16 protein-coding genes are annotated in these 14396 nt (G+C 45.3%); 5 read left to right on the top strand and 11 right to left on the bottom strand.

Annotation, left to right across the window (positions count from 1 at the left end):
• The first annotated feature begins 177 nt into the window (after positions 1–177).
• Complete coding sequence (locus ACE3K2_RS09230) at positions 178–651, top strand: SET domain-containing protein (protein WP_421889119.1); 474 nt, start codon at positions 178–180, stop codon at positions 649–651.
• A 234-nt stretch (positions 652–885) separates the two neighbouring features.
• On the opposite strand, the gene ACE3K2_RS09225 is transcribed toward ACE3K2_RS09230, so the two are convergent.
• From ACE3K2_RS09225 to ACE3K2_RS09195, 7 genes are all read right to left on the bottom strand, one after another.
• Positions 886–1494 carry a DUF1349 domain-containing protein gene (locus ACE3K2_RS09225; protein ID WP_421889117.1) on the bottom strand — a complete coding sequence of 203 codons (609 nt, stop codon included), beginning with the start codon at positions 1492–1494 and terminating at the stop codon, positions 886–888.
• A 48-nt stretch (positions 1495–1542) separates the two neighbouring features.
• Positions 1543–2889, bottom strand: a complete 1347-nt coding sequence (locus ACE3K2_RS09220; RefSeq protein WP_421889115.1) for a dihydrolipoyl dehydrogenase family protein — start codon at positions 2887–2889, stop codon at positions 1543–1545.
• A 50-nt stretch (positions 2890–2939) separates the two neighbouring features.
• Positions 2940–4454 (bottom strand): osmoprotectant update ABC transporter permease/substrate-binding subunit OpuFB, encoded by a 1515-nt coding sequence (opuFB, locus tag ACE3K2_RS09215; RefSeq protein WP_421889113.1) that lies wholly within the window; start codon positions 4452–4454, stop codon positions 2940–2942.
• Positions 4447–5421, bottom strand: a complete 975-nt coding sequence (locus ACE3K2_RS09210; protein WP_421889111.1) for an ABC transporter ATP-binding protein — start codon at positions 5419–5421, stop codon at positions 4447–4449. The genes opuFB and ACE3K2_RS09210 overlap by 8 nt, the downstream gene beginning before the upstream one ends.
• A 198-nt stretch (positions 5422–5619) precedes the next feature.
• The gene (locus tag ACE3K2_RS09205) at positions 5620–6480 is read right to left on the bottom strand and encodes an ergot alkaloid biosynthesis protein (protein ID WP_421889109.1); all 861 of its coding nucleotides are present in this window, start codon (positions 6478–6480) and stop codon (positions 5620–5622) included.
• Positions 6467–6916 (bottom strand): nuclear transport factor 2 family protein, encoded by a 450-nt coding sequence (locus tag ACE3K2_RS09200; protein ID WP_421889107.1) that lies wholly within the window; start codon positions 6914–6916, stop codon positions 6467–6469. The genes ACE3K2_RS09205 and ACE3K2_RS09200 overlap by 14 nt, the downstream gene beginning before the upstream one ends.
• 128 nt (positions 6917–7044) lie before the next feature.
• Positions 7045–7629 (bottom strand): TetR/AcrR family transcriptional regulator, encoded by a 585-nt coding sequence (locus ACE3K2_RS09195; RefSeq protein ID WP_421889105.1) that lies wholly within the window; start codon positions 7627–7629, stop codon positions 7045–7047.
• A 167-nt stretch (positions 7630–7796) separates the two neighbouring features.
• Here ACE3K2_RS09195 and ACE3K2_RS09190 point away from each other — a divergent pair, with 167 nt between their 5' ends.
• Together ACE3K2_RS09190 and ACE3K2_RS09185 are read left to right on the top strand one after the other, a co-directional pair.
• Positions 7797–8159 (top strand): iron-sulfur cluster biosynthesis family protein, encoded by a 363-nt coding sequence (locus tag ACE3K2_RS09190; protein WP_339260815.1) that lies wholly within the window; start codon positions 7797–7799, stop codon positions 8157–8159.
• Between the two features lie 231 nt (positions 8160–8390).
• Entirely contained in the window at positions 8391–9164 is a 774-nt protein-coding gene (locus ACE3K2_RS09185) for a M15 family metallopeptidase (RefSeq protein WP_421889103.1), read from the top strand.
• A gap of 133 nt (positions 9165–9297) precedes the next feature.
• Here the strand turns inward: ACE3K2_RS09185 and ACE3K2_RS09180 are convergent, their stop codons facing one another.
• A complete protein-coding gene (locus ACE3K2_RS09180) occupies positions 9298–9537 on the bottom strand; it encodes a hypothetical protein (RefSeq protein WP_421889101.1) in 240 nt (79 codons plus the stop codon).
• A gap of 130 nt (positions 9538–9667) precedes the next feature.
• Here ACE3K2_RS09180 and ACE3K2_RS09175 point away from each other — a divergent pair, with 130 nt between their 5' ends.
• Entirely contained in the window at positions 9668–10300 is a 633-nt protein-coding gene (locus ACE3K2_RS09175) for a nitroreductase family protein (protein WP_421889099.1), read from the top strand.
• 50 nt (positions 10301–10350) lie between these two features.
• Here ACE3K2_RS09175 and ACE3K2_RS09170 read toward each other — a convergent pair whose 3' ends face one another.
• Positions 10351–10563 carry a hypothetical protein gene (locus ACE3K2_RS09170; protein ID WP_421889097.1) on the bottom strand — a complete coding sequence of 71 codons (213 nt, stop codon included), beginning with the start codon at positions 10561–10563 and terminating at the stop codon, positions 10351–10353.
• Positions 10564–10667: 104 nt separating this feature from the next.
• On the opposite strand from ACE3K2_RS09170, the gene ACE3K2_RS09165 reads away from it, so the two are divergent.
• Positions 10668–11126, top strand: coding sequence for an AraC family transcriptional regulator (locus ACE3K2_RS09165; protein WP_421889095.1), 459 nt, complete (start codon positions 10668–10670; stop codon positions 11124–11126).
• Between the two features lie 115 nt (positions 11127–11241).
• Here the strand turns inward: ACE3K2_RS09165 and ACE3K2_RS09160 are convergent, their stop codons facing one another.
• Together ACE3K2_RS09160 and mbcS are read right to left on the bottom strand one after the other, a co-directional pair.
• Complete coding sequence (locus ACE3K2_RS09160) at positions 11242–12486, bottom strand: aminopeptidase (RefSeq protein WP_421889093.1); 1245 nt, start codon at positions 12484–12486, stop codon at positions 11242–11244.
• Positions 12487–12602: 116 nt separating this feature from the next.
• Positions 12603–14195 carry an acyl-CoA synthetase MbcS gene (gene mbcS / locus ACE3K2_RS09155; RefSeq protein ID WP_421889091.1) on the bottom strand — a complete coding sequence of 531 codons (1593 nt, stop codon included), beginning with the start codon at positions 14193–14195 and terminating at the stop codon, positions 12603–12605.
• Between the last annotated feature and the right edge of the window lie 201 nt (positions 14196–14396).

Genomic DNA, 14396 nt, shown 5'->3' with positions numbered 1-14396 from the left:
AGACTTAATTCTTTGTATATTATAAGCGTTATATCCTGCACAACTCAACGCCATATTCAAAAATATTGCACCTTTTTGTCTGAAATTTGCCTTATGTGAAAGTATGGGTTAAAATTTTGCCTTAACGAATTACTACTATATAGAACGGAGCTCTTCAAAGAGCATCAGGTGAACAATATGATTGAAGTGAAACAATCCAAGTTGGGTGATGGTGGTGAGTTTAACCGCGGAGTATTTGCTACCGTTGATATTGCCAAAGGAACGCTTATCCATCAGGCACCCGTCGTGCCTTATCCGAATGAAGATCATGAGCATGTCGAAAAAACGATCCTGGAAGATTACGTGTTCGAATATGGGGCGAATCATACCGCCATTCTGCTCGGTTACGGCAGTTTGATCAACCACTCCTATGAACCTAACGCTACGTATGATATCAATTTTGATAACCACACCTTTGACTTCTACGCGTATACAGACATCAAGGCTGGCGAAGAAATCGTAATCAATTATAACGGTGAGGAAGACAGCATGGACCCATTATGGTTCCTGGATGATTATGAGGAGCGTATGCGTGAATTCAATAAGTCCAATGAGGATGAGGGTGAAAAAGAGACCAACCCCAAGTCCCCGGATACGGACACGAGTAAATAAACGTTAAACTCAAAAAGTTTGCAAGGACTCTCGTTGTACATGCAAAAAAACTTGTGTCACCGGTAAATGATAAAATGAGTACTCGGAGCACTCTCCATGGTCCAAAATGTATACACGAAAATAAGCAAGTCCTCCATTAATGGAAGGCTTGCTTATTTGTGTTCCTTGCTTTCAAAGCCGGATATTGTTATTCATGTTTCATTGTTTATCTTTTATCGTGCATCACAAGTTGATTTAATCTGTAATCGGTGGATCTGTGTGTAAGTCCTCATCGGGTGTCGTGGATCTCCACTTGGTAAAAGCTACCTCGAATCCCGCACGCTTCGGTGCACACAGAAATGGGCCTGCGTGTTTGTCCGTTGGATGGGCAAACCGTGCAACCCGAATCGTACGCCAAGGATGCTCATCTGTGCGAGCACGAATGACAACGGCCTCGTTACTGTAGGAGGCTCTGATTGTTACAATTCGTCCACCCCACTCTGGTACAGGAGAGAGCGACCAGTCCGAATACGTATCCGTCACGACGGCTCCAACATGTGCCACGCCATCATTGACCTCAACTCCGGCCTTGATCCATTGGTCTTCTCCATACCATAACATTAATCCCGCCTGATCATATAACTCGGTGAATGAGCTTAGATCAAACGATACCTCAATCGCTTCCGTTCCGTCCCATGGAGCAAGTATGGCGTGTCCATCCCGATGACAGAACCCATAGAATGTTTTCTCCCAGAAGTCACTGCCTTCCTGAGCTTCCACAACGAAACGATCCCCATCCATCCGTGCAGTAACGGGTTCCTTCGTCCACTTGCCTTCAAGAAGTCCTATAAAATCCGATGACATCGTTATTTCCATCCTTCCTTCTGTCCCAAGGGGCGTTAATCATCACTTCTACATTAGAGAACCCAAGTCCGATGCAGCAGTAGGATATGCAAAATTCATGGTGTTTAACTGATCGATGGTCAGATCGAACTGAATCGCCATTGCAAAAAGGTTAATCAATTCTTCTGTTTTGCTTCCGAGTACATGCGCACCCAGAATGCGACCGGTTGACTTATCGATTACCACTTTGGCCATGGCAAATTTTTCATGAGTTCTCTTGTAAGTATACCATTTCGACATATCATTTACCTGCACCTCGTAGCCCTCTTTTTTGGCTTGATCCGTGCTCATGCCTACAGCACCAAGCGCAGGGACAGTAAACACAATGGAAGGCATCACTTTATAATTGGGTTTGTGTTGATTCCCCTCTAACAAATTGAACGATACAGCCCGGGATTCCTGACCTGCCAACGGGGTTAAAGGCAACCCTCGGGTGTCAGTTACATCACCAGCAGCATACACTCTGGGATTACTTTCACTTTGCAAGTACTCATTCACTGTAATCCCCTTTTTGCTGTAGCTGACGTTGGCTTTCTCCAATTCCAACCCATCCAAATTAGGAACACGCCCGGCTCCATGAACGACAAGTCCGCATTGCCACTGGTGATCCGCACCATTGCGTGTACCATGAACAACATAGGTGTTCCCCTCTTGCCGTATGGACTTCACCTCCGCGTTCAAGTGAACATGGATGCCAATCTCTTTTGATTTTTGCAACAAAGCTTCTACCAGCTCTGCATCAAATGAATTCAGCGGCTGTTCACTCCGATGCAGGATATGGACCTCCGTCCCGGCTCTGGCCGCAATATGTGCAAATTCAAATGCAATATATCCACCGCCTACCAGCACTAATCGACTCGGCAGCTGTTCCAGATCCAGAAAGTCATCACTATATATCAGATGCTCTGAGCCCTCAATTTCAAGTGGCACAGGTCTTGCACCGGTTGCTATCAGGATGTGTTTGCCATGAAGGATCTCTTCTCCAACTTGAATATGGTCTTCATCGACAAATGAAGCTTTACCATGGAACGTTTCCATTCCTGCCTGCTTGAATTGATCTTCACTTGCTCTGGGTATGTTCTCGGTAAAGGTTCGCTTAAAGGCCATAAGTTCAGACCAGTTGATGGTCGCCTGTCCCTGAATTCCTTTCCCTTGCATCCGTTCATTCCAGTCCATCAGCTCAGCCGCTCCAGCCAGCACTTTCTTGGGATCACAGCCACGCAGCGCACAGGTTCCTCCGAACTCACGTTCATCAATTACAGCGATTTTCCAACCAGCTTCAGCGCAACGGGTGATTACAGAGCTTGCAGCGCTTCCTGTGCCAATCGCAATCAAGTCATAGGTTTCTTGTGTCATCACGGTTCCTCCTCATCCTCTGGATACATCTATTGTAGAGACGCCTAAAGTTACAGTAATCCAGCCTGTTTAAGGTACTCTGCAGCCACTTGCTCAGGATTCGCTCCATCTACATTCACGTCATAGTTCATCTGACGCATCTCGTCATCCGTAATTTTGCCAGCAAGCTGATTCAGCACCTCAACCAGTTGTGGATATTGATCTGCCGTTTCTTGACGAAGCATCGGCGCACCTTGATACGGCGGGAACAATTCCTGATCATCATCCAACACAACGAGTTCATATTGTCTCAACTCACTATCGGTGGAGTAAGCATCTACGAGGTTGATATCGCCACGTTGAACAGCTCCATAGCGAAGCTTCGGTTCCATGGTTGCAACGTTCGGGAATTCAATTCCATACTTCTTCTGAATGCCAAGATAACCGTCTTCCCGATCGGAGAATTCAAGCGTGAATCCTGCCTTTATTTGCTGTTCCACCGGTTTGAGATCCGAAATGGTCTTGAGATTGTATTGATCTGCGATGTGCTGTGGGACGGCCAACGTATACGTATTGTTATAATCCATAGGTTTCAATAGCACCATGTTAAACTGGCTCAGCATTCCTTCTCTTGCCTGTTCGTACACCTCTGTCCGATCGGTGCTAACTGCTGTTTCCTTCATGAATTCGGAGATCGCTGTCCCGGTGAATTCGGGATAGATGTCGATATCACCTGAGTTGAGTGCATTGAAAAGGAATGGCGTTTTGCCTAATCCGGGTTTTAGTTCAACAGTCAGGTCCGTCTCTTTTTCGATGAGCAATTTGTACATGTTAATCAGAATCTCCGGTTCAGCTCCCAGTTTGCCAGCAATCACGAGATCCTTCTGCCCTCCACGTGCCAAGAAGGGAATTGTGATTACAAGTATCGCGATTATTGCGAGCGAACCAAGGGTAACCAGTGTTTTTTTGAAGGATAACCGCTGGAACTGACGTAATAGTACATCAAATAAAATCGCCAGCAAGGCGGCTGGAATGGCTCCAAGGATGATCAGTGCCGTATCATTCCGATCAATGCCCAGCAAGATCAATGCACCTAAACCTCCTGCGCCGATCAAGGCAGCAAGTGTTGCCGTTCCTACAATCAGGACCATAGCGGTCCGAATCCCGGCCATAATGACAGGCATCGCCAGTGGCAGTTCCACTTTGATCAGACGCTGCCAACTATTCATGCCCATCGCATTCGCCGCTTCGACCATGGAGGGATCGACTTCGGATATGCCTGTGTACGTGTTGCGGAGTACAGGAAGCAGCGCATATACAACCAGTGCAATAATTGCAGGAAGTGTTCCTATGCCGAATAACGGGATGAGTAATCCGAGAAGCGCCAGGGATGGAATCGTCTGCAACACAGCCGTAACCCCGATAATCGGTTCAGCCACTCTTGGTTTGCGTGTCAGGTATATACCAAGTGGAATAGCGATGAGGACAGCAAAGAACAATGCGATAAATGAGATCTGAATATGTTCCAGGAGAGCAGACAATAACTGGCCTTTACGTTCGCTGAACACCTCCGTAAATCTACTCATGTCCCTCACCTCGTTCCTGTAACTGAACAGACCAGTATTTCATCAGATCGGCCCGATTGATCTCGCCAATAATCTGTCGGTTATGTTCAACCAGCAAATGGTCGTGAGAACTCATAATCTCAACCAACTCCGGTAGCGTAGTTGATACAGGAACAGCAGTTTTAGCAGATTTGGGCACATGACCAGGTGAGAGTGGTGACATGATGGATTCAAGATCAAATACGGATGGTGAACTCGTGTCTGCATCAGGACTGCCGACAAAGTCACGTACGAAGTCATTCGCTGGTTGCAGGATCAGCTCTTCCGGTGTACCTACCTGCAATACTTCTCCATCCTTCATAATGCAGATGCGATCGCCCAGCTTCATCGCTTCCTGAATATCATGGGTGACAAACACAATTGTTTTCTTCATCTGCCGCTGGATATCCAGTATATCGTCCTGCAATTTCTCCCGGCTCATCGGATCGAGTGCACTGAACGGTTCATCCATCAATACAATCTCGGGATCGGCAGCGAGTGCACGCAACACACCAATTCGTTGCTGCTGTCCACCTGATAATTCGGCAGGTTTGCGCTCACTGTACGTATCTCCGTGCAATCCAACCATATCCAGCAGCGCATGTACGCGCTTCTTGATTTGATCCGACTTCCATTTTCGCAGTTCAGGAACAACCGCAATATTTTCGGCAATCGTCATATGCGGGAATAGTGCAATCTGTTGCAGCACATATCCAATATTCCAGCGCAATTCGTGAATGTTGTATTCATCAATTGAGCGCCCATTAATGAGCACTGTTCCATCTGTTCGCTCAATTAGACGGTTGATCATTTTAAGCATGGTGGTTTTGCCACATCCACTCGGGCCAATCATGACAAACAGTTCTCCCTTGTTAATGTTGAGGTTAACCTGACGCAAAGCTGTAGTTCCATCAGGATATTGTTTTGATACATTTTCGAACTGAATCATCCGCTCTCTTCGCCCCTTTATCTAACATTCATTCTCATCTATTTCCCCAAAAGTGTGTTCGTATAATCACTGCTTTCCGTAGTGCCTATGGTCAGGCAGAGATCCGTATTCCAATCAACCATGTCAACATGCTGGTAAATATGCAAAAAGACGGGCACTAGGCACCGTCTTCTCATTCAATACATTATGATTCTTCCATTATTTCCATACTTCCATATGATTTTGAACAAATTGCTCCAATGAAATCGGGCTATTCCCCGTCAATTTCAGCACGGTATCCGTTACTTGATCTTCTCGGCCTTCTTCACGTATGGCAATATCCAACCCTGCCAGAGCTGTTGCATAGTCTTCTGGCATCCCGGCTTGAATCATGCTACTCTTCAATTCATCGTCGGACAAAGATTCATGCTGGATGGAGCGGTCCAGTAGACGACTTACGATGTTGGCAACCTGCCCATAGGACAATGTCTCTGGCCCAGTAATCATATGCTCTGTATTATGAGGAATAACATCTGTCAGGGCTCGGAAGGCAACCGCTGCAATATCATCTGCGCTGACAAAACCGATTCTGCCCTCACCCGCAGCACTGTATATTTTACCGAGTTGCTTCATCGTCTCCCGATGCGGTCCCTCTGTGAAGTTCTCCATAAAATAAGATGGTTGGAGTACAGCCCACTCGGGTGCATGCGCTTTTAAATACTGATGTACTTCGCCAAATATAGGACCATCTTCATTAACTGAAGCACTGCCAAGTAACACAAATCGCTTAACGCCGCTCCACAATGCTTCCTTGATGAACGGAATCATGACGTTTTCCGGGTTCATATCCAATACTGGCACAACAAGGTATACGTGATTCACATTTTTCAGCGCCGGAGCATAGGTCGTGGAATCATACCAATCAAAATACACATAGTTGTCACCAGAATCAGATAGAGAAGGTTTTGTTCTTCCTGCCAAACGTACCGGATATTGTTGCCTTTGAAGCATCTCCGCAACACGGCTTCCTGTCTTGCCATTAGCTCCTGTAATAAGTGTCAACGGTTTACCATTGATCATGCTTGCTTCCTCCTAAGTCCGATTCCAGTATGATCATCGGATTCCAATAGTCTTTATAATGTGTAATTTTTCCATTCTGGTGGCTCACCACAGAGATGTAAGTTTGGTTGTATGGCTTGCCTGTCACTAATGAACGCCCTTGACAAGTAAATTCAGCCGCAAACTGTTGTTTCGTGGAATCGACCAAGATTACCGGTTCAGAAAAATGCTGAATTTCAATCATCCCCAGCAGATTATGAATATGAGTCGTAATTTCGGCTTTGCCTTCCAGTTTCTGAGGATATCCAGCGGGTGCATATGGGAATTCGAAGATAGCTTCAGATGTATAAAGCTCCAACCACTGTTCCAGTTTTCCTTCCAGTAACAATTGAGTAAATCCGTGCATGATCTGATGCGGTATACTATTGCCTGCTTCCAACTGCTGAGATGGTACCATCCTTATTTCCTCCTTCAGTTTTTTTATCTTTTTTCCAGACTGTTCAGTCTATAATAATTAAAAAATAAACGCGCTACGCGTTCATTTTCAAAAATCATTACGAATTCATGCTCCAATCATGTAAATCGTTAATCCATAGCCCTTAGGGTCATCTGTACAAAATCTCGCAGCGCTTCTGCACTTGCACCGCTCTTCGCCGTAAAGGTTAATGAGAGTCGGGAATAATTCAGAAAACGGGCAAGCCCAGGCAAATCTTCCTCTGCGTGCTTCAATTCGCCATTCCTCTGTCCTCGTAACAACGCCGTATGAAAAACATCTTCCATTTGTTGGTTGGTGGCTTGAATAAAGGCTGCGATTTCGTGATTTTGTGGTGCCTGTTCAACCGCGCTATTAATGATGAAACATTCATTACGACGTTCATCGTCTGTGAGCACGTTAATCACTTCGTTGAACAACTGTGTCACGCCTTGCCTCACACTTGTGCATTCATTTAATAGTCTGATCCCTGCTTCTGTCTTCTCCTGAATATAGAATTTAAGCGCAGAGACAAATAAATCATGTTTCGTTCCGTATGTGTCATACAGGCTTTGCCGCGCAATGCCAAGTTCACTCAGCAGTAAGTTCAAAGATGTACCTTCATAACCGTACGCTCCAAATACAGACGTTGCTTTTCTTAGAACGGTCTCCGTGTCAAATTCCTTGGCTCTTCCCAATTTCAGACCTCACCTCCCTATTCATTAAATAAAGAATACCTTTTCCAGACTGATCAGTCAAGAAAATAAATGCTTTGATTATTGACAAAGTGGTATAATGAGAATAGAAGCTGAATGAAATCTTTTACCACTTACTACCACGACCACATATAAAGGAGTGTATCCATATGTATATTCAAATTACAGATTTGGCTGCAAAACGTCTGACAGAAAGCCTGAATGACCAACCTGGTTACTTCAAAGTAATTTATGATCTAGAAGGCTGCGGATGTAACGGAGTTATTGCGATCATCATTGTAGATGAACTCGCGGCTCTTGACGCTCAGATTGAAACCAATCTGGTTCCGTTCTATGTTGATCCGAAGCAACAGCTAAACCTCGAACAACACATGAAGCTGGATACGGAAGAAAATTATCCTTCTTTCAAATTAAGCAGTGATTCCGGGGTACTCAGCGGCAATGTTCGTGTGCGCGATACCCGTGCCGTAGCTGTCGGAAGCTCTGGTGGATCTGACGCCTGCATGTTGTAACACAGTCTCCAGCATAATTGCAGAAATCTAGCATTATCTCTCTTCACTTCACAATACAAGCCGTTGCATCTAATGCAACGGCTTTTTCATGTATACTGCCTATACAAGAGTTGCAAAAGAAGACTCTAGCAAACTTTGTTTACAACTCGGAAACAATTGGAGAACTTATGGATATAATCCTCTAGTATACTCGGTATATAGATTCATATATTCCGAGGAGGAACACACATCATGAAACCTTTTACTCGTAAATCCATCATCTCAACCATTCTCATAGGTTCTGTTGTAGCAGGTTCTGCTTTTACTACGCTTCCCATCACTCCAAGCCTGAATCCCGTCGCGTCTGCTGCAAGCTCCAGCTTTACTCAGTTTCTGCATGATAATGCACCTGGACGTACGATCAAAACCATCAAAAATGTGGCAACCGTGACCAATGTGTCCAGTACCGTTGTACTTGTTAATAAAAAGAGAAATCTGCCTTCGACTTATACACCTCAAGATTTGGTTGTACCTAATATCCCTTTTAGCTTCTCAGGCTCCAGTCCGAAGAAACAGATGCGTAAAGTGGCTGCAACCGCGATTGAGAAATTATTTGCCGCTGCCAAAAAAGATGGCATTGATATCAAAGCCGTGTCAGGCTATCGCTCTTATGCGACTCAGAAATCGATCTTTGACCGCAATGCCAGTATTAAAGGTGAAGCTGTTGCCAACAAAACAAGTGCTCGTCCAGGACAAAGCGAACATCAAACGGGTCTAGCAATGGATATCTCCAGCGCTTCCGCCGGTTATGATCTTCAGCAAAGCTTCGGCAACACCAAAGAAGGCAAATGGCTGAAAGCCAATGCCCACAAATACGGATTCATCATTCGTTATGGCAAAGACCAAGAGAAATTGACGGGTTACTCCTATGAGCCATGGCATGTACGTTATGTGGGGGTATATATTGCGGGTGAAATTACCAATCAGAAACTTACGCTGGAACAGTATTTGGAACGTGCCAAATAAGGCATTTTGAACCCCGATAATAGTCAGTTATCCGATCAGATAAAAGAAGGGTGACTATAGATAACAAGGCTGAAGTAGAAGATCGGGCCTCCAACGGCCCTCTTCTTCTTCAATTTTTCATCTGAACACTTCATCACGTCCCGGCGATTCTTCTAAAGACAAGTGGCAGTCTCTTCAGACTTTCAGTTCCAGCCCAAGAGCCTGCGCCAGCAAGTAGTGCATTATGGCACAAATACAGTGCGACATTGTATACGATGGAACCCAAAATAATCTCCACAACGAAAAAACGTTTCAACGTCGAAGATTGGATCACATACACCCGAAATTCATGCGGGTCATGTCCTCCCTTAAATCTTGTGATGAGTGCTCTCATGAATCACCTCTTGTGTTTTATTCTAGCGTATGGCAGGCAAATCTTGTCTTATTCAAAAATAATACTTACATAAAGTAACTAAGTGTGTTATAGTCAGTTTATAAATTATACATAAGCGAGGTAAACCATCATGAGTGAGTTCGAGAACCTGGTTAAAAACCGCAGATCGGCCGTTATTTTTGAAGAAGGAATTGAGATTTCGGATTCGGAACTGCAAGAGATGTTCGCCCTTAACAAATTTGCACCATCTGCCTTTAACCTGCAACACACCCATTATCTTGTGATTAAAGATGAGGAACTGAAAGAGAAAGTCTATGAAGCTTCCCAGCAATATAAAGTAAAAACCGCTTCTGCGGTTATCATCGTATTGGGCGATGTCAACGCACACCATCATATCCGCACCATTAACGAAGGTTTGTTAAATCTGGGCGCGCTCACTCCGTTCCAATATGAGCAGGAATCCCAAAGTGTCACGGAATTCTACGAGTCTCGCGGCAGATTCTTCCAACGTGAGGATGCCATTCGCAATGCCAGCCTGTCTGCCATGCAATTCATGCTAATCGCTCAGGATCGCGGTTGGGACACCTGTCCAATGATCGGCTTTGACGCCGAAGAACTACAACAAAGCTTGGAGATCCCTAACCATTACGTACCGGTCATGATGATCACGATCGGCAAAAAGTCGGAAGCCAAACAGCGCCCACGCGGTTACCGTAAACCGATTAATGAATATGTTAGCTTCAACAAAATGCACGCTGAATAATATATAACCTAATACAATAACAAAGCAAAAAAAGCCACGTTTTCGTGGCTTTAATACGTTTCATAAATCAATGTGTCCAACATTTGAAATTCATCGTCAAACTCCGCGTATATGTACAGTCGGCCAGCAGGTGTATCCCCCGCATCATAACCCAATCGGAAATACCGATCTCCCTGAAATTCTGCATCAGCCAAAACCAATTCACTGATATCCTCGTCCGGATGGGCCTCGACAATGGTTTCAAGGGCTTGCTCCTGAAGCATACTATGAGTTTCATCGCAGGGAATCAATATTACCTATGCAATTTTTTTTATAACATGTTAGCATCCAACATGTAAGAGAAAACCGCATAGAGAGGAAGAATCACATGGAAATGGTTATCGAAAACCTCCCGTCATATCGTGTCGCTTATGTTCGACAAGTCGGTCCCTACGGGCCAGACAATGCCCAAGCGATGAATACGCTGAAACAATGGGCAGACAACAAGCAACTGCTGAATGAATCAGCTACATTACTCGGTATCCCCCAAGATGACCCGACTACCACACCACCCGAGAAATGTAGATATGATGCCTGTATTGTTATCACCGAATCTGAACAACTGGAAGATGACTACATTGAGATTGGCGAGTTATCAGGCGGAGATTATCTCATCTGTAAGGTGAGACATACGGCAGAAGATATTCAGCAGGCATGGCGTGTGATCATCCCCCATTTGCATACAAGTGGTTATCGGATGGACAACAAGCCGGTTATAGAACGATATCGTTGGGAACTGCTCCATCGGCATTGGTGTGAGATATGTGTGCCTGTAAGACCTGTATAACTCCCGTTATGAGGAAACAAAGAAAGTGACTTCAAGTTGAAGTCACTTTCTCGTTCATTATTCTGTCATCGTAGTGTTTGTGTAAATAACCATTAGTCGAACTAATATAACTAAATTAAAATGCCCAGTTGCCTTTGCGGAATACCGGCTCGATTGTGCCATCCTTTAACTCACCATCGATATCCAGCTCTGCGGAACCGATCATGAAATCGACATGTGTCAAACTCACATTGCACTCATGCTTCAGCAACTCTTCGTTAGACATCGTTGTACCATCTTTCATGTTGAAAGGGTACGCACTTCCCACTGCCAAATGACAGGATGCATTCTCGTCAATACCCGTATTGTAGAAAATGCGATTCAGGTTGGAGATCGGAGAGTCATGTGGTACGAGTGCGACCTCACCAAGATAACGTGCGCCTTCATCGGTAGCAAACAGGTTTTTCAGATGCTCTTCACCAGATGCTGCCGTAAACGCTACAACCTGTCCGTCCTTAAATGTGATTCTCATCTGGTCTACAAGCTGCCCATTCAGGTTCAGAGGCATGGTGCTGCTGACATACCCATTCACTCCGCTGCGCTTAGGCATGGTGAACACTTCTTCAGTCGGCATATTGGCAACGGTGTACACACCTTGTTTATTTTCGCTGCCACCGCCGCCCCAGATATGATTGTTAACCAGTTCAATTTTCAGGTCAGTACCTGGCGCACGGTAATGCAAGCTCTTATAGTTCTTTTGGTTCAGGAGATCACTCATGGTATTCAGGGTATCCAGATGCTCTCTCCAATTTTGTACGGCGTCTCCGCCATCCACACGGTTCATTTTAAAGATGGTTTCCCACATCACGTTGATTCGTTCTTCTTCCGGGATGTCGGCAAATACTTTGTTCGCCCAAGCCTTGGTCGGTGCTTTGATCAGACACCAGCTAATTTCATGATTACGTGTATATTTGGAATATCCTTTACGTGCTTGAGCAGCAGCCTTAGTCGCACGGGAGACGTTGTCCGAATTAATCCCATTGTACAGATCCGGGTCAGGTACTTTGATCGTCAATGTTGCTCCGCCGGCTTCAGCGAACTTCTCCATCATGTCGCCTTTCCAGGCCGGATAGTAGTCAAAGCTGTCATTGGAGCCATGTTCAAAACGACTGCGGGTAATGTTATCATCATCGAATTCCACTTGCACGTACTTCGCTCCGGCTGCATACGCTTTTTGAACAATCAAACGTGTGAATTCAAGCGTTTCAATCGGTGCGGTAACGAGCAAGTCCTGCCCTTTTTGAATATTTACGCCGACTTTGACAACCAGTTCTGCGTATTGTTCCAATGACTTTTCAAAGGTTTGTTCAAATTGACTCATGGTTGTGTTCACTCCTGTTTCATGTAGTATACAAACGCTTTCGATTCTGCAGAATCGATTCCTTCTCTTTCACTACGTATGCTATTATTTTTCAATCATTCGTTACCTGATCTCATTTAACCATTACGTTTTTCTTGTTCACGTAACTCGATCCGGCGGATTTTGCCTGAGTTTGTCTTTGGCAGATCCGTAACAAATTCGATCTTGCGTGGATATTTATAAGGTGCTGTGATTTCTTTGACATGGTGCTGCAATTCACGCATCAGTTCGGGCGAAGCCATTGAATTATCTCGCAGTACAACAAATGCTTTCACCACATTGCCACGGATTTCATCCGGACTTGCAACCACCGCGCATTCCTTCACACTGGCGTGTTTCATGAGTGCTTCTTCCACTTCAAAAGGTCCAATCGTGTAACCCGAACTGATGATGATATCGTCACTGCGGCCTTCAAACCAGAAGTAACCTTCTTCATCTTTACGTGCACGGTCCCCGGTTACAAAATAATCGCCACGCTGACTCGCTTCCTTCCGTCCCTCATCCTGATAATAGGACCGGAACAGAGCGGGCATCTCTTTGTGCACCGCGATATCTCCTACTTCACCCGCAGGAACAGGTTGTCCCTCTTCGTCAATAATTTCAATTAATCCAGGTGTAATCGACTGACCCATGGAACCAATACGTACAGGCGCACCTTTCAGACTGCCGATTAACAACGTGCTCTCGGTCTGCCCATATCCATCTCGAATAGTGAGGTCGAAGTGACGCTGGAAGATCTCAATAACTTCCTGATTGAGCGGTTCACCCGCTGAAACAGCACTGCGCAGATGGGACAGGTCATAATGTCCAAGATCATCGGCTTTCGCCATCAAACGATACTCCGTTGGTGTACAGCAAAGGACATTAATTTGATGTTCCTGCATCAGCTCCAGATAACGCTTGGGCTGGAATGATCCATTGTAGACCAGGCCAGTCGCGCCTCTTCCGAGTACTGACAGGAACGGACTCCAGATCCATTTTTGCCATCCGGGCGCCGCTGTTGCCCATACCGTATCCGAAGGTTGAATATCCAACCATAAGGAAGAAGCGATGCGCAGGTGGGCATATCCCCAACCGTGGCTATGTACAACGCCTTTGGGATTACCTGTTGTGCCCGAAGTATAGGCCAGAATAGCTGTATCATCACGGTGAGTTTCCACCGCAGCCATCTCCTCAGGTTGATCTTGCATTAACTCACGCACATTGACCCAACCTTCAGCAGGTACGCCAACTTCACCATTCGGTGATGCCACGATGCGATATGCCAGTGATGGCAGATCCGCGTCCATCTTTTCCACTTCCGAAGTCGTCTCGGACCATACAATAACAGCCCGCGCCTCAGAGTGACGCAGACGATATTCCAGATCTTTGGCCCGTAACATCTCGGAGGAAGGAATAACGGCAATCCCCAATTTCAGACAAGCAATGTAAATGACATAGGCAATAATACGGCGTGGTACCATGACCAGCACCCGATCACCCTTCTCCAGTCCAAGTTCACGCAAACCTCCAGCAAGACGATTCGCCTGCTTGAACAAATCACCATACGTGATCTCTTCCAATTCTCGTTGATCGCTGAGCCATCTAAGTGCAATCCGGTCTGATGGATGATTCTCCATCTCGGATGTCAGGTTATAGCTTTCAGGCGAAATCCACTGTTCAAAGTTCAAATGGAGCCTCTCCTTCGTAGTTCAAATGTAAAGCATCTATATATTATACCCTAAATCCTAGGACCAGGTGCTATGAACTAGGCTCATTTTTAAAAAAATAAACATAGGTCAATTAATGAACCATTATAATAAATCTTTTCCTATAAAGAAAATGACATATACAAAATGGCACCTTCCTGATAATCAGGTAGGCGCCAATTA

This window comes from Paenibacillus sp., assembly GCF_048976745.1.
GTDB lineage: Bacteria > Bacillota > Bacilli > Paenibacillales > Paenibacillaceae > Paenibacillus.
This window is presented reverse-complemented; position numbering and strand designations above follow the sequence as displayed.

Bases quoted from the DNA above. Each gene is read 5' to 3' on its own strand.
- ACE3K2_RS09230 (WP_421889119.1), top strand. From the start codon at position 178: ATGATTGAAGTGAAACAATCCAAGTTGGGTGATGGTGGTGAGTTTAAC.
- ACE3K2_RS09225 (WP_421889117.1), bottom strand. From the start codon at position 1,494: ATGTCATCGGATTTTATAGGACTTCTTGAAGGCAAGTGGACGAAGGAA.
- ACE3K2_RS09220 (WP_421889115.1), bottom strand. From the start codon at position 2,889: ATGACACAAGAAACCTATGACTTGATTGCGATTGGCACAGGAAGCGCT.
- opuFB (WP_421889113.1), bottom strand. From the start codon at position 4,454: ATGAGTAGATTTACGGAGGTGTTCAGCGAACGTAAAGGCCAGTTATTG.
- ACE3K2_RS09210 (WP_421889111.1), bottom strand. From the start codon at position 5,421: ATGATTCAGTTCGAAAATGTATCAAAACAATATCCTGATGGAACTACA.
- ACE3K2_RS09205 (WP_421889109.1), bottom strand. From the start codon at position 6,480: ATGATCAATGGTAAACCGTTGACACTTATTACAGGAGCTAATGGCAAG.
- ACE3K2_RS09200 (WP_421889107.1), bottom strand. From the start codon at position 6,916: ATGGTACCATCTCAGCAGTTGGAAGCAGGCAATAGTATACCGCATCAG.
- ACE3K2_RS09190 (WP_339260815.1), top strand. From the start codon at position 7,797: ATGTATATTCAAATTACAGATTTGGCTGCAAAACGTCTGACAGAAAGC.
- ACE3K2_RS09185 (WP_421889103.1), top strand. From the start codon at position 8,391: ATGAAACCTTTTACTCGTAAATCCATCATCTCAACCATTCTCATAGGT.
- ACE3K2_RS09180 (WP_421889101.1), bottom strand. From the start codon at position 9,537: ATGAGAGCACTCATCACAAGATTTAAGGGAGGACATGACCCGCATGAA.
- ACE3K2_RS09175 (WP_421889099.1), top strand. From the start codon at position 9,668: ATGAGTGAGTTCGAGAACCTGGTTAAAAACCGCAGATCGGCCGTTATT.
- ACE3K2_RS09170 (WP_421889097.1), bottom strand. From the start codon at position 10,563: ATGCTTCAGGAGCAAGCCCTTGAAACCATTGTCGAGGCCCATCCGGAC.
- ACE3K2_RS09165 (WP_421889095.1), top strand. From the start codon at position 10,668: ATGGAAATGGTTATCGAAAACCTCCCGTCATATCGTGTCGCTTATGTT.
- ACE3K2_RS09160 (WP_421889093.1), bottom strand. From the start codon at position 12,486: ATGAGTCAATTTGAACAAACCTTTGAAAAGTCATTGGAACAATACGCA.